At 44.2% G+C, this 16,054-nt stretch carries 16 protein-coding genes; 10 read left to right on the top strand and 6 right to left on the bottom strand.

Translation table 11 applies throughout. The annotated features are described in order from the left end of the window. Positions 1 to 227: 227 nt before the first annotated feature. The 9 genes from ybgF (at position 228) to Q8P28_11070 (ending at position 9,980) form a co-directional block, all read left to right on the top strand. The gene (ybgF, locus tag Q8P28_11110; GenBank protein MDP2683323.1) at positions 228 to 959 is read left to right on the top strand and encodes a tol-pal system protein YbgF; all 732 of its coding nucleotides are present in this window, start codon (positions 228 to 230) and stop codon (positions 957 to 959) included. Between the two features lie 21 nt (positions 960 to 980). Continuing rightward, entirely contained in the window at positions 981 to 2,165 is a 1,185-nt protein-coding gene (locus Q8P28_11105) for a LysM peptidoglycan-binding domain-containing protein (GenBank protein ID MDP2683322.1), read from the top strand. An 80-nt stretch (positions 2,166 to 2,245) separates the two neighbouring features. Continuing rightward, on the top strand, positions 2,246 to 3,370 hold the full coding sequence (gene dprA, locus Q8P28_11100) for a DNA-processing protein DprA (GenBank protein MDP2683321.1): 1,125 nt from the start codon (positions 2,246 to 2,248) through the stop codon (positions 3,368 to 3,370). After that, entirely contained in the window at positions 3,367 to 5,883 is a 2,517-nt protein-coding gene (topA, locus tag Q8P28_11095; GenBank protein ID MDP2683320.1) for a type I DNA topoisomerase, read from the top strand. Before dprA ends, topA begins: the two co-directional genes overlap by 4 nt. Before the next feature lie 115 nt (positions 5,884 to 5,998). Next, on the top strand, positions 5,999 to 7,282 hold the full coding sequence (gene hemL / locus Q8P28_11090) for a glutamate-1-semialdehyde 2,1-aminomutase (GenBank protein MDP2683319.1): 1,284 nt from the start codon (positions 5,999 to 6,001) through the stop codon (positions 7,280 to 7,282). Between the two features lie 172 nt (positions 7,283 to 7,454). Then, positions 7,455 to 7,835 carry a hypothetical protein gene (locus tag Q8P28_11085; protein MDP2683318.1) on the top strand — a complete coding sequence of 127 codons (381 nt, stop codon included), beginning with the start codon at positions 7,455 to 7,457 and terminating at the stop codon, positions 7,833 to 7,835. 34 nt (positions 7,836 to 7,869) lie between these two features. Then, positions 7,870 to 8,667, top strand: a complete 798-nt coding sequence (locus tag Q8P28_11080) for a hypothetical protein (GenBank protein MDP2683317.1) — start codon at positions 7,870 to 7,872, stop codon at positions 8,665 to 8,667. 23 nt (positions 8,668 to 8,690) lie between these two features. Next, the gene (locus Q8P28_11075; GenBank protein MDP2683316.1) at positions 8,691 to 9,374 is read left to right on the top strand and encodes a hypothetical protein; all 684 of its coding nucleotides are present in this window, start codon (positions 8,691 to 8,693) and stop codon (positions 9,372 to 9,374) included. 54 nt (positions 9,375 to 9,428) lie between these two features. Beyond that, complete coding sequence (locus Q8P28_11070) at positions 9,429 to 9,980, top strand: hypothetical protein (GenBank protein MDP2683315.1); 552 nt, start codon at positions 9,429 to 9,431, stop codon at positions 9,978 to 9,980. A gap of 130 nt (positions 9,981 to 10,110) precedes the next feature. Here Q8P28_11070 and Q8P28_11065 read toward each other — a convergent pair whose 3' ends face one another. From Q8P28_11065 to Q8P28_11040, 6 genes are all read right to left on the bottom strand, one after another. Next, positions 10,111 to 10,770 carry a rhomboid family intramembrane serine protease gene (locus Q8P28_11065; GenBank protein ID MDP2683314.1) on the bottom strand — a complete coding sequence of 220 codons (660 nt, stop codon included), beginning with the start codon at positions 10,768 to 10,770 and terminating at the stop codon, positions 10,111 to 10,113. A gap of 3 nt (positions 10,771 to 10,773) precedes the next feature. Further along, positions 10,774 to 11,526 (bottom strand): class I SAM-dependent methyltransferase, encoded by a 753-nt coding sequence (locus tag Q8P28_11060; protein MDP2683313.1) that lies wholly within the window; start codon positions 11,524 to 11,526, stop codon positions 10,774 to 10,776. A 412-nt stretch (positions 11,527 to 11,938) separates the two neighbouring features. Beyond that, positions 11,939 to 12,448, bottom strand: coding sequence for a hypothetical protein (locus Q8P28_11055; protein MDP2683312.1), 510 nt, complete (start codon positions 12,446 to 12,448; stop codon positions 11,939 to 11,941). A gap of 198 nt (positions 12,449 to 12,646) precedes the next feature. Beyond that, positions 12,647 to 13,483, bottom strand: a complete 837-nt coding sequence (locus tag Q8P28_11050; protein ID MDP2683311.1) for a DUF5677 domain-containing protein — start codon at positions 13,481 to 13,483, stop codon at positions 12,647 to 12,649. Positions 13,484 to 13,642: 159 nt separating this feature from the next. Further along, positions 13,643 to 13,909, bottom strand: a complete 267-nt coding sequence (locus Q8P28_11045) for a type II toxin-antitoxin system RelE/ParE family toxin (GenBank protein MDP2683310.1) — start codon at positions 13,907 to 13,909, stop codon at positions 13,643 to 13,645. Next, positions 13,906 to 14,112: a hypothetical protein gene (locus tag Q8P28_11040; GenBank protein MDP2683309.1), complete on the bottom strand. Its 207-nt coding sequence runs from the start codon at positions 14,110 to 14,112 to the stop codon at positions 13,906 to 13,908. Before Q8P28_11040 ends, Q8P28_11045 begins: the two co-directional genes overlap by 4 nt. Before the next feature lie 364 nt (positions 14,113 to 14,476). On the opposite strand from Q8P28_11040, the gene Q8P28_11035 reads away from it, so the two are divergent. Then, on the top strand, positions 14,477 to 15,907 hold the full coding sequence (locus Q8P28_11035) for an aldehyde dehydrogenase family protein (GenBank protein ID MDP2683308.1): 1,431 nt from the start codon (positions 14,477 to 14,479) through the stop codon (positions 15,905 to 15,907). Positions 15,908 to 16,054 lie beyond the last annotated feature (147 nt).

Here is a 16,054-nt window from a genome sequence, read left to right as displayed (position 1 = left end):
GAGTATGTCCTTTCCTGCCATTCTGCCCTCCTTAAAATAAGGACAGTTTAGCATCTCTGAATTAGAGCCTGCCCCTGAAGGCTTTAATCAGTGGACATTTCTACTTTGGCAGAATAGGACATTATCACTTTGGGATTACAGTGCGCATGCCTTTAATTGTAAATTCTCCTTGACAAACTGCACAAAGGGGATTAAGTTTTGATTAGTAACGCTCCTAAGAGGCAATAATGAAACAGCAATTAACCTTATTTGCTCTATTTACAGGCATATTTATTGTCGGATGCGCAAATCTGCAACAGGAGCAAACCTTAAAAGATATCAAATCCCATTTGTCTGAATTAGAAAAGGCGCAGTCCAAAACAAGCGCAGGAATGGAAGAATTAAACAATAAATTTTTCCTGCTTCAGGAACAGACTGCGGCTAACAAGAAAAATATTGATGAGATTAGGGCCATGGCCGTTCCTGTTGCGCCGCCCGAAGAGTTAAAGGTTGTAAAACTCGAGGCAGAAGGTATAAAAAAAGAAACCGCTGCAAGAGAGGATGCTGAAAAGAAGTCTTCCACTAAGAAACCTTCATATGCGCCTGATCCGGAAGCGCTCTACAATGAGGCGCAGAATCTGTTTATGGCAGGCAGATTATCCGAATCAGCGGAACAGTTCAATAAATTTATCCAATATTACCCCAAACATTCGCTGGCAGACAATGCCCAGTACTGGGTTGGAGAGACATATTATTCTCAGAAGGACTATCAAAAGGCAGTAATGGAGTTTCAGAAGGCGGTGGACAACTACCCAAATGAAAACAAGGCCCCTGATGCGCTGTTGAAAGTAGGTTTCTCACATCTGGAGCTTAACAACAGGGATAAGGCATTCGCGGCATTCAAAATGGTTATAGAAAAATATCCTTCGTCAGATGCGGCAGTAAAGGCTCGTACAAAACTGCAGGAGATTCAGAAATAGACACACCAATGGGAGGATACCATGAGAACAAAACTGTTTTTACTATTATTCGTTTCTTTATCGGTTTTTTTAATTTATAAAGACATATTAGCTGAGCAAAAAGAAAAAATGACAGGAGACGAAGAAAAGGGTAAGCAAACATCCTGGACGCGGCGTGGAGACATACTCAGACAGCCGGATGATGGAGAATATACAGTCCAAGAAGGAGATACGCTCTGGGATATATCACATAGCTTCTTAAAAGACCCATTCAAGTGGCCCGGCATATGGAAGGCAAATCCGTTTATTATTAACCCCCATCTCATCTATCCCGGCAATAAAATACGATTCGGCCCTGCTGGTCCTGAGGTTGTTGAGTCAGTTGTGCCTGAAGGGCTGCCGGTTGAAAAAATGCAAAAACTTGAAGAACCTTTGCAAGCCGCAGAGCAGCCGAAAGAGGCATTGGCAAAGGTTGAAGAGCCTGCTCCGCCTCAGCCGCCTGAAGAAAAACCAATACTGCAGCCAGCCCCTGAGATTGTAAAGGTTTCTTCTGCCATAATGGGAAGGCACGGGCTCATATCCTCAAAAGATATGGAAGGCAATGGCATGATTATAGGCTCAAAGGCAGAGGGGCTCTTGCTATCCCAAGGAGACATTGTCTATATCTCTCTTATTAAAGGGACAGAGGTAACAGATGGCGATAAATTTATTATTTTCACAACTACAGGCGAGGTTAAACATCCTGTGACTGAAAAGCCAATAGGGTTTTTGACTGACACCATCGGTGTATTAGAGGTTATAAAGGTTGAAAAAGGCGGTGTAATTGCCGCAAGGATAGAAAAATCTTATAAAGAAGTATTAAAGGGGGCAAAACTTAAATCTTATGAACCGCCTGTAAAGGAGGTAGTGATAAAAAAGACTGAAAAGGCAATAGATGGATTGATTATAGAATCAATGGAGAGCAAGGTGGGGTCGGCAGAGAACGATATGGTCTATTTGGATAAAGGGAAAAACAGCGGCCTTGATGTGGGAAATATCATGAATATCTTCAGGCCGGCTATTACAGTGGATGACCCCATGTCTAAAGAGAAAAAAACAATCACATTGCCCCCGATAGAATTAGGAAGGCTTGTAATAATCCGTGTGGAGGATGATACATCCACTGCATTTATCACAAAGAGCAGACAGGTTATTTATAAAGGAGACAGGGTAAGGACGGCGGAATAAAAGAGGCTATCGGCGATAGGCTCTGGGCTATAGGTTTTCCTATTGCCTCTTGCCAATTGCCTATAGCCTGATTATTTTTTATGTCATCTGAAATAAAATACTGGTTGGGCCTCGGACAGGTCAAGGGAGTCGGCAATGTAACTTATAAGACGCTCATTGATGAATTTCATGATCCCGAAACTGTTTTTGAAGCGCCCCTGAAAAGGCTTGAAGAAATTCCTGGAATAGGCAAAAAAACCGCAGCAAACATAAAAAGTTTTAAGGAGTGGGATTGGGTAGAAAAAGAGATTAGTCTTATAGAAAAACAGGATGTTGTTTTTTTGACACTGAGACATTCAGATTTTCCAAAGGCCCTGCTTTCAATTCCTGATCCGCCGCCCTATCTGTATGTAAAAGGGACGATCTGTAAAAAAGATGAGAATGCAATAGCCGTTGTCGGCACAAGGATTCCAACACAGTACGGCATCTCTGCTGCGGAAGGCATTTCCAGAGAACTGGCCGGCTCCGGAATCACCATTGTCAGCGGCATGGCGAGGGGGATAGATACCGCGGCTCACAGAGGCGCGCTTGCGGCAAATGGGAGAACTATAGCGGTGCTTGGCAGCGGGATTGATGTGATTTATCCATCAGACAACAAGAAGCTGTATGAACAGATTATATCAAACGGCGCTGTTGTGTCAGAATTTCCGATAGGCATGTCTCCCCTTGCCGAAAACTTTCCGCAGAGAAACAGGATTATAAGCGGTCTTGTTAAGGGGGTGCTGGTTGTGGAGGCATCGGAGAAAAGCGGCTCGCTGATAACAGCCGGCCTCGCCCTTGATTACGGAAGGGATGTATTTGCCCTGCCCGGCAATATAACATCCTTCAAAAGCAAAGGGGCAAATAAACTCATTAAACAAGGAGCAAAACTTGTGGAGGATGCAAGGGATATTCTGGAGGAGCTGTCAATATCAGGGACAGGCATGACAGGGGCAGGTTTAAAACCTGTTCCTGCAGTTCCGGATTCACTGCGGAAGATACAAGCCGATCTTTCATCCGAAGAGGAAAAAATTATGAGCCTGCTTGACGAACCGAGTTTTATTGATACTATTATCCAGAGAACAGGTCTTCCCACGCAGAAGGTTTCTGCCCTGCTTCTGGATATGGAATTAAAAGGGCTTGTGCAACAGCAGGCCGGCAAACAGTTTATAAGGAGGGGCGGGTGAAATCGCTTGTCATCGTAGAATCGCCTGCAAAGGCAAAGACCATTGAGAAATTTCTCGGAAAGGATTTCACGGTGAAGTCTTCCATTGGTCATATCCGCGATTTGGTGAAGAAGGGGATAGGAGTGGATGTAGAAAATAATTTTGAGCCCATATATGAAATTTCACCCGATAAAAAAGCTGTGGTTGCCGAATTGAAAAAAATTGCCAAAGGCGCGGATACAGTCTGGCTCGCAACAGATGAAGACCGCGAAGGCGAGGCCATCGCGTGGCATCTGTCGGAAGCGCTGGATTTGAAGCCGGAGGAGACGAAACGGATCACCTATTCCGAGATCACCAAAGACGCGATTCAAAAGGCGATTGAACATCCGCGGGCCATTGACAAGAATCTGGTGGATGCGCAGCAGGCCCGCAGGGTCTTGGACAGATTGGTAGGCTATGAGATTTCGCCGATCCTTTGGAGGAAAGTGAAGCCTGCACTTTCCGCAGGAAGGGTGCAGAGCGTTGCCGTGAGATTGATTGTTGAGCGGGAAAGGGATATAGACAATTTCAAATCCGTTTCGTCGTATAGGGTGTCCGCTGTTTTTTTGAACGGAAAAAACGAAATAGTGAAGGCCGAACTGTTGAAACGGTTTTCCACCAAAGAAGAGGCAAGGGCATTTCTGGAAAAATGCAAGGATGCGGAGTTCTCCATCGCCGCTATCGAGACAAAACCCGCAAAGAAGACCCCATCCGCGCCGTTCACCACTTCAACGTTTCAGCAGGAGGCTGGGAGAAAATTCGGATACCCGGTTGCGCAAACCATGCGGATCGCGCAGGGGCTTTATGAGAGCGGAAAGATAACCTACATGCGCACAGATTCGGTAAACCTCTCCGACACTGCGCTGGGTCAGGCTAAAACAGAGGTTGAACGATTATACGGCAAAGACTTTGTGAATATCCGCCGTTACAAAACTAAGAGCAAAGGAGCGCAGGAGGCGCACGAAGCCATCCGCCCGACAGATTTCGGTGTTTACGAAATTGAAGGCGATGCGCAGGAGCGGCGCATCTATGATCTGATATGGAAAAGAACCGTCGCCTCGCAGATGAGCGATGCGCTGCTGGAGAAAACCACAGCAACCATCCGCGTGTCAACAAGTGAAGAAAAGTTCGTTGCCCAGGGAGAGGTTCTGAAGTTCGAGGGATTTCTCAAGGTGTATCTCGAAGGAAAAGACGAGGAAGACGAGGAAAATGCGGAAGACATCCTGCCTCCTTTGAAGATTGGCGAGAAGCTCTCAAACAAAGAGATAACTGCCACGGAACGGTTCACCCATCATCCGCCCCGCTACACCGAAGCCACGTTGGTGCGCAAACTGGAGGAGCTCGGTATCGGAAGGCCTTCCACCTACGCTCCAACCATTTTCACCATTCAAAAGAGAAATTATGTGGTGAAAGAAGACCGCGACGGCATGAAAAGGAATTTTAGTTGTCTCTTGCTGAAGGATAAACAGATCACCGAAGATATCAAATCCGAAAACACCGGAGCCGAGAAGGCAAAGCTCTTTCCCACGGACATCGGCATGGTGGTGAATGATTTTCTGATGAATAATTTCAAAGACATTATGGATTTCAATTTCACGGCAAAGGTGGAGGAGGAGTTTGACGAAATTGCCGGGGGAAAATTAGTGTGGACAAAGATGCTTGCGGAGTTTTACAAGCCCTTTCATAAAACCGTGGAGCATACAGCGGAAACATCCGCGCGCCAGAGCGGCGAGCACATGCTCGGCAAAGACCCGGAGACTGGAAAACAGGTGATTGTGCGGCTCGGAAAGTTTGGACCTATAGTTCAAATCGGGCATCAGGATGACGAGGAGAAACCGCGCTATGCCTCGCTTCTCAAGGATCAGCGCATGGATACCATCACCTTTGAACAGGCAATGGAGCTATTTAAGCTCCCCCGCAACCTCGGCGCGCACGAAGGCAATGAGGTGATCGTGAATATCGGACGTTTCGGCCCGTACATCAAGTATCAGGATGGATATATATCGCTTCCAAAAAGCGAAGACCCATACAAGATTTCGCTGGAAAGGGTGAAGGAAATTCTAAACGGCCCCCGCCTGCCCAAGGTCTTGGGTAAGTTTCAGGATGAAGACATAAGCGTGGCCAAAGGGAGATTCGGCCCGTATGTGAAATATAAAAATATCTTTGCGTCCCTCGGCAAAGGGGAAGACCCATTCAGTGTAACGTTGGAGCGCTCAATTGAACTGGTGACAGCAAAGGAGAAGAAAGAGCTGGAGAAAATAATTAAATCATGGGGAGAGGACGCGCGGGTGCGCGTGGTGAACAGCAGATACGGCCCGTGCATTCAGGCCGGTAAAAAATTCTTCCGCATCCCTACGAGCAAAACTCCACAGGAACTTACGCTGGATGAATGTCTTGCCATAGCGGGATTAAACGAGGAAAAGAAAAAAACAAAAGCCGCAGGCGCGAAAGCAAAAGCCAAAAGCGGGAAGGTCAAAACCCGTAAGGCGGGATGAGAAACTCGAACTGCTGAATGCTTTTTCCCCTCGTAAAAGAATATTCCAAAAAGACAGGAAAGGTAATAAGTTGTCCTAATAAAGGATTCGGGTATAACAGAGGGGAGGAGAAACAATGAAAATCACAAATTCTAAAAAACTCATGCAAAGGGCGCAGAATCTAATCCCGGGCGGGGTGAACAGTCCTGTAAGGGCGTTCAAGGCAATGGGCGGAAATCCGCTCTTTATTAAGAAGGCAAAGGGGTCAAAGATATATGACGCGGATGGGAATTGTTTTATAGATTATATCGGCTCGTGGGGGCCGGCGATTCTCGGCCATGCGCATCCCAAAGTCAACGCCGCGTTAAAAAAGGCGGTTGACCGCGGCACGAGCTTTGGCGCGCCAACCGAGCTTGAGGTAACATTAGCAGAACTTGTGCTTGAAGCATTCCCCTCTATGGACATGGTGCGGTTTGTAAACTCAGGCACAGAGGCGACCATGAGCGCTATCCGTCTTGCAAGGGCATATACAAAGAGGAACAAGATAATAAAGTTTGATGGAGGCTATCACGGCCACAGTGACGGCCTTCTTGTCAAGGCAGGAAGCGGCGCAGCAACCCTTGGCATTCCTGACAGCCCTGGCGTGCCTGCGGATATTGCCAGAAATACCTACACCGCCATCTATAATGACATAACCTCTGTTGAGGAAATTCTTAAGAATGACCCTGATGATGTAGCCTGCATTATCGTAGAAGGCGTGCCAGGCAACATGGGTGTTGTGCCTCCACAAAGCGGGTTTTTAAAGGCGCTCAAGGATATGTGCAATCAATATGGCGTTCTTTTGATAGTGGATGAGGTGATGAGCGGTTTTAGATTATGCTACGGCGGCGCGCAGAAGGTTTATAATATTGACCCTGATATAACATGCCTTGGAAAGATTATCGGAGGCGGGCTGCCTGTCGGCGCATTTGGCGGCAAGAAAAAAATAATGGAGATGCTTGCGCCGTCCGGCCCTGTTTACCAGGCAGGAACATTATCCGGCAATCCCATTGCAATGACAGCAGGCATAGAGACCTTGAAGCTTTTAAAAGGCAAAGGCGTGTATGAAAGGCTTGAAAAGACAACTAAGGGGTTATGCGACGGCCTTAAGGATATAGCGGCGAGAAAAGGAATACCTGTTCAGATTGCAAGGACAGGCGCAATGTTCACACTTTTTTTTAATGACAGGCCTGTTTATAATTACACAGATGCAAAGACAAGCAATCTTGAAAGATTTGCAAAATATTTTAGAAAGATGCTGGGGTTGGGTGTCTATCTTGCCCCATCACAATTTGAAGCAGTGTTTGTTTCCCTTGCCCACACAAAGGCAGATATAGAAAAGACATTGCATGCTGCGGAAAGGGTTTTTAAGGGATTGTAATTAGTTGACGCTGAAAATGCCCTCGCTCCTTATACTTGGCGAAGATAGTTTTACTGAAAGATTCGTTAGTTATATAAAAGAAATTCCAATAAGGTATTTCACTTGACATACATCGGGGAATTTGTATAAAATTTATGACAAATTGCGGCACAAACAATTCATCATTAGAATTATGAGAAGGTCTTTTGTAATAGTTCTGCTTTTCGGCTTGCTTGTCATGAATGTGGATATTATTTGTCAATCCTTGTGCCTATCAGGGGATAATAATACGGCTGATATGCACACATCCCACAAAGCGGCAAAGCATGATATGCCAAAAAGCGCTATGTGTCCGATAATACATAGCGCTGACCATAGTTCTCATCATATCCCCAAAACATTCATAAAATCCTGTTCTGATAGGTTATCCCTCAAATATGAACTTACCATGTCAGAGCCGGTTAAAGATTTAAGGCCTTACCCTTATATTGTTTCAAAAACCCATTCACATAAAACAATCTTTCTAATCAACGAACCAGTCCCGTTAGAGAACCCTCCAGAAATACTCTCCTGATTTTTCAACACAAAAAATAAAGGAGGTATTTCAAATGAAGAGATTAATCATCGCGTTGACTATTCTATTATTCATGGGCGCTGCTGAATATGCTTGGGCAGCGCATATCATGGAACCGCTCGGCACCGAGATCGCCGCCACCCCTCCCCGCGGACGGATGTTCGGACAGGTTAATTATGAATACACAAGGGAGAAAAATGGAACAACAAAGACCACCCATCTTTTGCCTATTGAATTCGAAATCGGCCTTGGGGAGAGGACACAGCTCAATCTGGAGGGTGATATCCTGCTCCGTGAGGAGATCACTGGCTCTCCAAAAACAAGCGGTATCGAAGAGATTGGGGTGGGAGTAAAACACCGCTTCATGGATGAAACCCAACTTCTGCCGGATGCGGCTTTTGAGGTGGAGTACTCGCCTTCGGTCGGATTGAAAGGGAATGAACACGGTATCAAGGGCACCCTTATCCTTTCAAAGAACCTGCATCCACGCTTTGTGGTTCATCTCAATGGGGCATATGGGCTTGAGACGGAGAGGGAGCTTGATGTCACAAATGGAACGGACAAGGTGGTCAATCATGCGACCTGGTCTTACAATGTGGCGCCGATGTTCAAAGCCATCCCGGACATCTTGATGGTGCTGGCCGAACTGAATGGCCGTACCGAGTTATCAGGCAACACCGTACTGACCCTGGCGCCTGAGGTGATTGTGGTCATTCAGACCGGAACTTTTTTTGCACTCCAGAACATGGCTATTAAGCTGGCGGTGCCCTTTGGGCTCAATGGCAACTCGCCGGACATTGGGGTGAAGTTTGGCCTTTCAATGCTGTTCTGAGCAGAGGCATCTGGAGGAAACCTATGAAGAAGGATGCCGTCAGATTATCAATGTTGCTGGTATGGGCGTCTATCGTTTTCCTGTTCGTGAATGGAAACATGGCCCATGCCCACGAGATCATGGGTGAGGTGACGCCTATCATGATCCATATGAAACAGGCCCTGGGCCTGATTGAACATGGAAAATCCCAGGAGGCCCTCCAAGTGATTCGGATGGTGTATGAGGATTTTTCTCATGACATGGGAATGAGGATGGTGATGCAGGGGGTTGGCCTGAAAAACACGGCCGCCCAGGTAGATCAGCGGTTCGGGACCCGAGTCGGGACATCATTGGATGAAGCCTTGGCGAAGGGCAACGTCCCTGTTCTTGAAAAGGTGATTCAGGAGTTGGGTTATCTTTTGATGCTGGAAAAATTTACGGTCCTTCAAGCCGCTTTTGGCAAGGCATCAGCCAACCCTCAGACCCAGCGGACCATCTTCTGGTTGGGGAGAAACTATTTCTCCTATTTACTGGAGCCGACGCTCGCTGAAAAGAATCCGGTTGAGGCGCAGCGCCTGGATCGGATGCTGGACAGTATGCTCTACCGGCTGGAAGATGGACAGCCAGAGGAATTCGCGGCCTTGCAAAATGAGTTGGTAAGCGGTATTGTAGCAGCGTTTCACTTGGATCGGCCTCCCGCAATGCCTGCGGGTTCGCACCAGAAATAAAGGGAATTGCCCTATTGGCCGAGACCATCAGACAACACAACGAAAGGACGAGCGATGTTCAAATTACCTCCACCTTGGGTGATATTAAGCTGCCTCCTGCTGTTTGGTTTTGGTGAACTGGGAGGAGCTTTACTGGGAAGGTATCCCCAGCCAATCAAAGATCTGACACAAAAGCAGGTCCTGGCCCATCCGGATGTCCATGGGTTGACCGGTGTCCCAGACATTGATCGGACCATCTTCGAAAAAACAGGAACGGAGGTCTTGGCCCGGGTCCACACCTTCCACTTCCATTCCCACGGACTGGCCCTGGTGGTGTTTGTCTTATGCCTGATTCTGGTCAACATGGATATTTCAAACCGATTCAAAAAAGTTCTGATGGGTCTGACCTGTCTTGGGCTGGGGTATCCCTTTGGATGGCTGACGATCGCCATAACCCTGCCACTTTATGGAAAGACAGCTGCCTTCCGCCTGGCCGAGCGCCTGTTTTTCATCCCGTTTGGAGGAGGATTTCTGGGAGTGGTCTGGCTGATTATACTCATCTACTTTATTAAGCAAGTGGGGAACTTTAAAAGATCTAAGGATGTGAAAAATGGGGGCAGGTCTTGAAATATAAGAAATATAGAAAATTTTCATAATTTGAAAAGTGATAATTCAACGGTCTGACTCAAAAATCGCCCCAGGAAATACCTGGGGTTTACCCCGTTTAGAGAAAATTCTCTAACGGGGTTTAAAACACCTATTGAAATCGCTTCCTCTCAAATAATTTCACCAATACCGCTCCTCCGATAAAGCCGCCTATATGCGCATACCATGCGATGCCACCGCCCCCGGCTGAACTCAAAATCTGAAAGACAAACCACAGGCCGAGAAAGACCAGCGCAGGGATCCTTATAATATCTACAAAAAAGAAGAAAAATACCAGCGTAAGGACATGCGCCCTTGGATACAGCAGAAAGTATGCCCCAAGCACTCCAGCTATCGCGCCGCTTGCGCCAATCATAGGTATGGTAGAGTTCGGCAGCATGATTATGTGCGCAAGGCTTGCTATCAACCCGCTCAATAAATAGAATACGATAAACCTGAAATGTCCGAGCCTGTCTTCTATATTATCCCCGAATATCCATAAGTAGAGCATGTTTCCTGCCACATGCAGAAATCCGCCGTGGATAAACATGGCTGAAAAAAGGGTAAGTGGAGGCGGAATAAATGCCAGAGGATGTATGTCGGCAAAACGGATTATCTCATAAGGTATCGCGCCTGCTCTTAGAATAAAAAGCGTTTCGGCCTTTTGCCCCAGTGTCAACTGATAGATATACACAACTATATTGGTTACAATAATTAAGATGGTTACGAAAGGAAATGTGCGGGTCGGGTTGTCGTCTTTTAAAGGTATCATTGTTTATTTCTTCCACCAGATTACTGCCGACCTCTTGTGAAACCTGGCAATTAAACCGCCTTTAAATTTCTCTAATTTGTCTTCCAGAAAATTACGAAGTTTCTCATCATGCTCTGCTGTTACTATGCCCATGTATTCCTTCCAGAAATCCAGAGCCTCTTTCATGTTGTCAAAAGGCTGGTCAAATGCATATTCTATTATCTCCACATTGGCAAAGATGCCGAGATTATGCAGGTTTGTATAAGTCTTAAAATAATCGGTTCTCCCTGCAAACGGCTTATTGAATAAAATGGGATATAATTCCTTATAATAAAATTTGTCGGCATTCGGGTCTGCACCCTCTATCAGGAATACTGCCTTTTTAGCAAGCGCATGGGCTTGTTTCAAAAAATCTATTGAGTCCTTCAAAAGTTCAGGCACATTGGCGCACAGTATAACATCATGCGGTTTTATCTCAGTCTCTCCCCATGCGGCGCGGATTGTCTTTATGTTTCTTATTCTCTTTTTCTTAATCTCCTCTTCCAGCAGCATTATCATAGGCGCCGACGGATCAATGGCTGTAACTTTTTTCCCTGCCTTCAAAAGGGGTATTGCAAATGTCCCGCAGCCTGCGCCAACATCAAGGAAGGTCTTGCAGTCTTTTGTTTTAGGCAGGATGATTTTAAGCGCTGTCTCAGGGAGCGTGTTAAACTTAAGCCCCTTTTGATACCATTTTGCTTTTAATGTATTCCAGAATCCTTTCTGATTTTCTTCCATAAAGACTAATATCCTACTTGCCGGAAATTATTTCAATAAAAAATTTAACTGCCATAGCTCACCGTAAGCTACGCCTTTTATAGGTAACGACATTGTTCAGTTGACATTTTACCCCTCAACCCCCTGCTAAATACATGCAGGGGCAGGCTCTGACCCTCTCCCGCAAGTGGAGAGGGTAATTACATTTTTTCCCCTCACTAAGGGAGCGGAAAGATTCCCTCCCCTTCAAGGGGAGGGTTAGGGTGGGGATGGGGTAAATAAGGTATTTTAGGAGCAAATTTATAAAAACAGGGATAGGAGAAGACCTATCTGGATAAAGGCGAAATAGCGGATTGAAGATAAATACGGGAAGTCCCTCTGCCATCCATTGCCATCCATATATATAAGGTATCTTCGGTTTTCACGATTGTTTTTAATTGATAACTTCATATTTATCAATGATAGATTCCCTTATCTGTTTTATTAACGCATAAACATCTAAAACAATATGAAGTATTATATTAGCGTTCAATACCATCTTTTCTTCTTGGAAGATATTTTTAGCAATTACACCACCAAGAATAAATTGGTCTGATGCTTTGTCGTCCCATGCATCGTAATATTCTTTATAACGACTCATAAAAAATTCTATTTCTTTTTTTGATTCTTCTGGATTATTTAATATATCTAAATCAGTAAAATATTTCTTGTGTATTGCGCTCATTAATGTTCTTTCCTCGTCGCCAAAAAATTTATCAATTATCCAGAATATCATTATCAATCTTTCATGAAGAAATACATCCTTGTCTACGTTTTTAAACGGAGAGTTTTCTTTTGCCATCTCATAAGGAACGAAATCTTCTGTAAATTTTTTCGTAAAATAAAACAGCAGTTCCGCAAATTGTTCTCTAGTGATTCTGCTTTTATTTACATTAATAGTCATAAATTTAGTTTAAAGATTTTCTGTTCTATCTTTAATCTTTATATTGTCCCAAGATTGTTAAATCAAATGGGGACACATGTCCCCATTTCTCATTCGTCAAGAGGTTGAATAGAGCCTATCAAATTAAATTAAAGTTGGGTCATCATTTCCCGTGTTAAATTAGTCAAAGTTGCCCCTTCCCCCGGTGCGTAGGCGCCGTTACTCCGCCACTGACATATTCTTAGCTACCAGTAACCAATTAGCTACTAATTCTTGTTCGTATTCGGATAGCTGATCTTTTAATTGAAAATACTTTGCAAATTCATCAATAAACATAGCTGCAACCATAAAGAGCAATTTCAGCATGTTAGGGTTGGCTTCTTTGCCTTTATTACTAATAGTAGCCTGAGAAAACTGAAGAATACTTAAACTGTTCGTATGTGCATAGGAAGAAAAGTAACTATACGCGTGTCTTGCAGTACTCTTCTTCATTCCAGCCTTTACTGCTATATCAATCCAACCAGGTCTAATCCATTTTCTCTTTTTTTCAAATTCCTTTTTTTGAGGCGCTGACAATCTTGAGTAAGCTTTTGTGGATTTAATTTTAACCGTACAATCATCAATATCTCTTCTTTCATTTTCCAATTTACCAATGAGCAAAGGATCTTTAATATTTTTCACCTGCTGTCTCGAATTTAAGCCGTCAATCCACCAATTCCAGTATCTAAAGCGAGACTCATCTTCATCCTTTGCATCACAGAATACATAATAATATGTCAGAAATGTTTCCAATAATGCTCTTGTTAATACGTTTACGGAAGAATAATCATATAAACGATGGCTTCTACCCGCAAATGCAATCATTATCCCCTTCTCTATGTGTATAATTGTCGCCAAATGATAGCTGAACTTCACGAACATTTCCTGCCTGTAAAACATCGGCGGATCAATCTTTTTGGTTTTTATAGAATTTAAGTCTATTAGCTTTAGACAGATCGCCAAGAATGATTTAAAATGATCTTGGTTTGGTTTTTTTATCAATTCGATGTTTAACATTTCCGATCCTCTGGGTGGGTATTTCGCAGAACTTTTTTATGTTCAATGAGAGCCTAAGGGTCAAACCTTCATTATTCATTTAGCATTTCCACCGCCTACATCCAAATATACAAAGCATGGTTACAGAGTTGTTACTATAAAATAGTCAGCTTTTGCGTCTTACGGGAAGTATCTGTAAATCTCTTTTCTATTCATACAGCGCACAAAAGTTACTGTGTCGTTTTCAATAGTCAGCCCTATTCTATATTCACCCAATCTAATACGATAGCAGTTGTTTCCACCCTTCAGTTTTTTAAGATTAGCTATGTCTTGCAGGCTTTGAGCCTTCTCTACGCGCTCAATCGTCTCTTTGATGCGATTTAATAAATCCTTATTATTAACCTTGCGGAGGTCTTTGGAAAAGCTGGCTCTGAATTGAACGTTCACGCCTTCCTCTCAAAAAGTTTGAAAACCTCTTTTCGTTGGACCAATTCTGTGGTTTCACCTTCCTCAATGGCACGGACAAAAGCCACGTCCTCAATCGCATCTTCAATTGCATCGTGAAGTAAATCTTGACGCTCTTCAAGGACTTCAACTAAAGCTGTCTTGATTACATTCTTAAGTTGGTCTTGATTTATTGATGGTTTCATATATCATCCTCCAATCCTGTTTTATGTAGTTAAGAATACCATTTTTGCATTAGATTTGCATCATTTTTAAACTATGTGAATCCACAATAATTATCTTTGTCAAAGTAAAGGATGTGCCTTATTTCCATTCCCAACCTTCTATATCAAAATCTGTCTTTTCGTCAATCAACAGGGCAAGGTCTAAGGGTCAAACCTTCATTATTCATTTATCATTCCCACATCAAAAACTGCAAGCATGGTTACAGAGCGTTGTTATAAAATAACCAGCCCCAGAATAGCACGGTGCGCTTAAATCTTCATACAAACCAAATTTTCAACAAAGATTTGACTTAAGCCCTGTTTTTCTGGAATAATCCTTAATGCAATGGCAAAGGAATGTAAATTTCTCATAGACGGCCAATGGCGGCAGTCCTCAAAAGAAGAGGATATTAAAAACCCCTTTAATAACGAAACCATTGCCCGTGTGTATTTTGCAGAGGAAAGAGATATAGAGGATGCTGTTCTGTCAAGCCAGAGGGCATTTGAGATTACAAAAAAAGCTCCGGCATATAAGCGGGCAGATATTTTAAATAATATTGTCAGAGGACTTGAGCATAGGAAAGAGGAATTTGCAAAAACCATCACGCTTGAGGCAGGCAAGCCCATTTCAGATTCAAAGGCCGAAGTTTCAAGGGCAATCAATACATTCCAGATTGCATCAGAGGAGGCAAAGAGGATAGGAGGGGAAGTAATACCCCTTGACCTCATGCGAGGCTCTGAAAACAGATTCGGCATAGTAAGACGGTTTCCCATAGGCCCTATTCTTGGAATAACGCCATTTAATTTTCCTCTTAATCTTGTAGCTCACAAGGTTGCGCCTGCAATCGCATCTGGCAATACAATCATCTTAAAACCAGCGCCAAAGACCCCTGTCACAGCCTTAATGCTCGGAGAGCTGATATCTGACGCAGGTTTCCCGGCAGGCGGGTTAAATATTGTCCCATGCTCAATCCTTCTTGCGGAAAAATTAGTTACAGACAAGCGGATAAAAAAGCTTTCATTCACCGGAAGCGCAGCCGTTGGTCTTAAGCTAAAGGCAATGGCAGGGATGAAAAAAGTAACACTGGAGCTCGGCGGCAATGCAGCCGTTATTATCCATTCTGACGCTGATATTGATTTTGCCGCAAAGAGATGCGCGATTGGCGCATTTTCCTATGCCGGGCAAATTTGTATATCCGTGCAGAGGATTTATGCGCACGAGGATATTTACGCAAAATTTATGGATAAATTTTTAGCAAATGTCAGAAACCTGAAATCAGGCGACCCGATGGACGAATCAACGAACATCGGGCCTATGATAGATGAAGGGGTTGCAAAGCGCACAGAGGAATGGCTGAACGAGGCAGTGAAAGACGGGGCAAAGATTTTGCTTGGAGGCAAAAGAAACGGAATTTTTTTTGAGCCAACCGTGCTTACTAATGTCAAACCTTCAATGAAGGTTTGCGGAGAAGAGGTCTTTGCGCCACTTGCCACAGTGGAAAGATATAAAGGATTTGAGGATGCGGTGTCAATGGTGAATAATGCTATATATGGGCTTCAGGCAGGCGTGTTTACAAGAGATATAGGAAGGATATTTCAGGCATACAATACGCTGGAGGTCGGCGGCGTGATAGTGAACGATATACCTACATACCGTCTCGACCACATGCCCTACGGCGGGGTTAAGATGAGCGGCTTTGGCAGGGAAGGTATAAGATATGCCATGGAGGAGATGACAGAGATGAAACTTCTGGCAGTGAATCCTGGGGAGCCATAAATTTTTCTGTAATCCCAAAGTGATAATGTCCTATTCTGCCAAAGTAGAAATGTCCACTGATTAAAGCCTTCAGGGGCAGGCTCTAATTCAGAGATGCTAAACTGTCCTTATTTTAAGGAGGGCAGAATGGCAGGAAAGGACATACTC

Source organism: Deltaproteobacteria bacterium (genome assembly GCA_030690165.1).
GTDB lineage: Bacteria > Desulfobacterota > GWC2-55-46 > UBA9637 > UBA9637 > JACRNJ01.
Note: the sequence above shows the minus strand (reverse complement) of the source record. Positions and strands in the feature narration are given on the sequence as shown.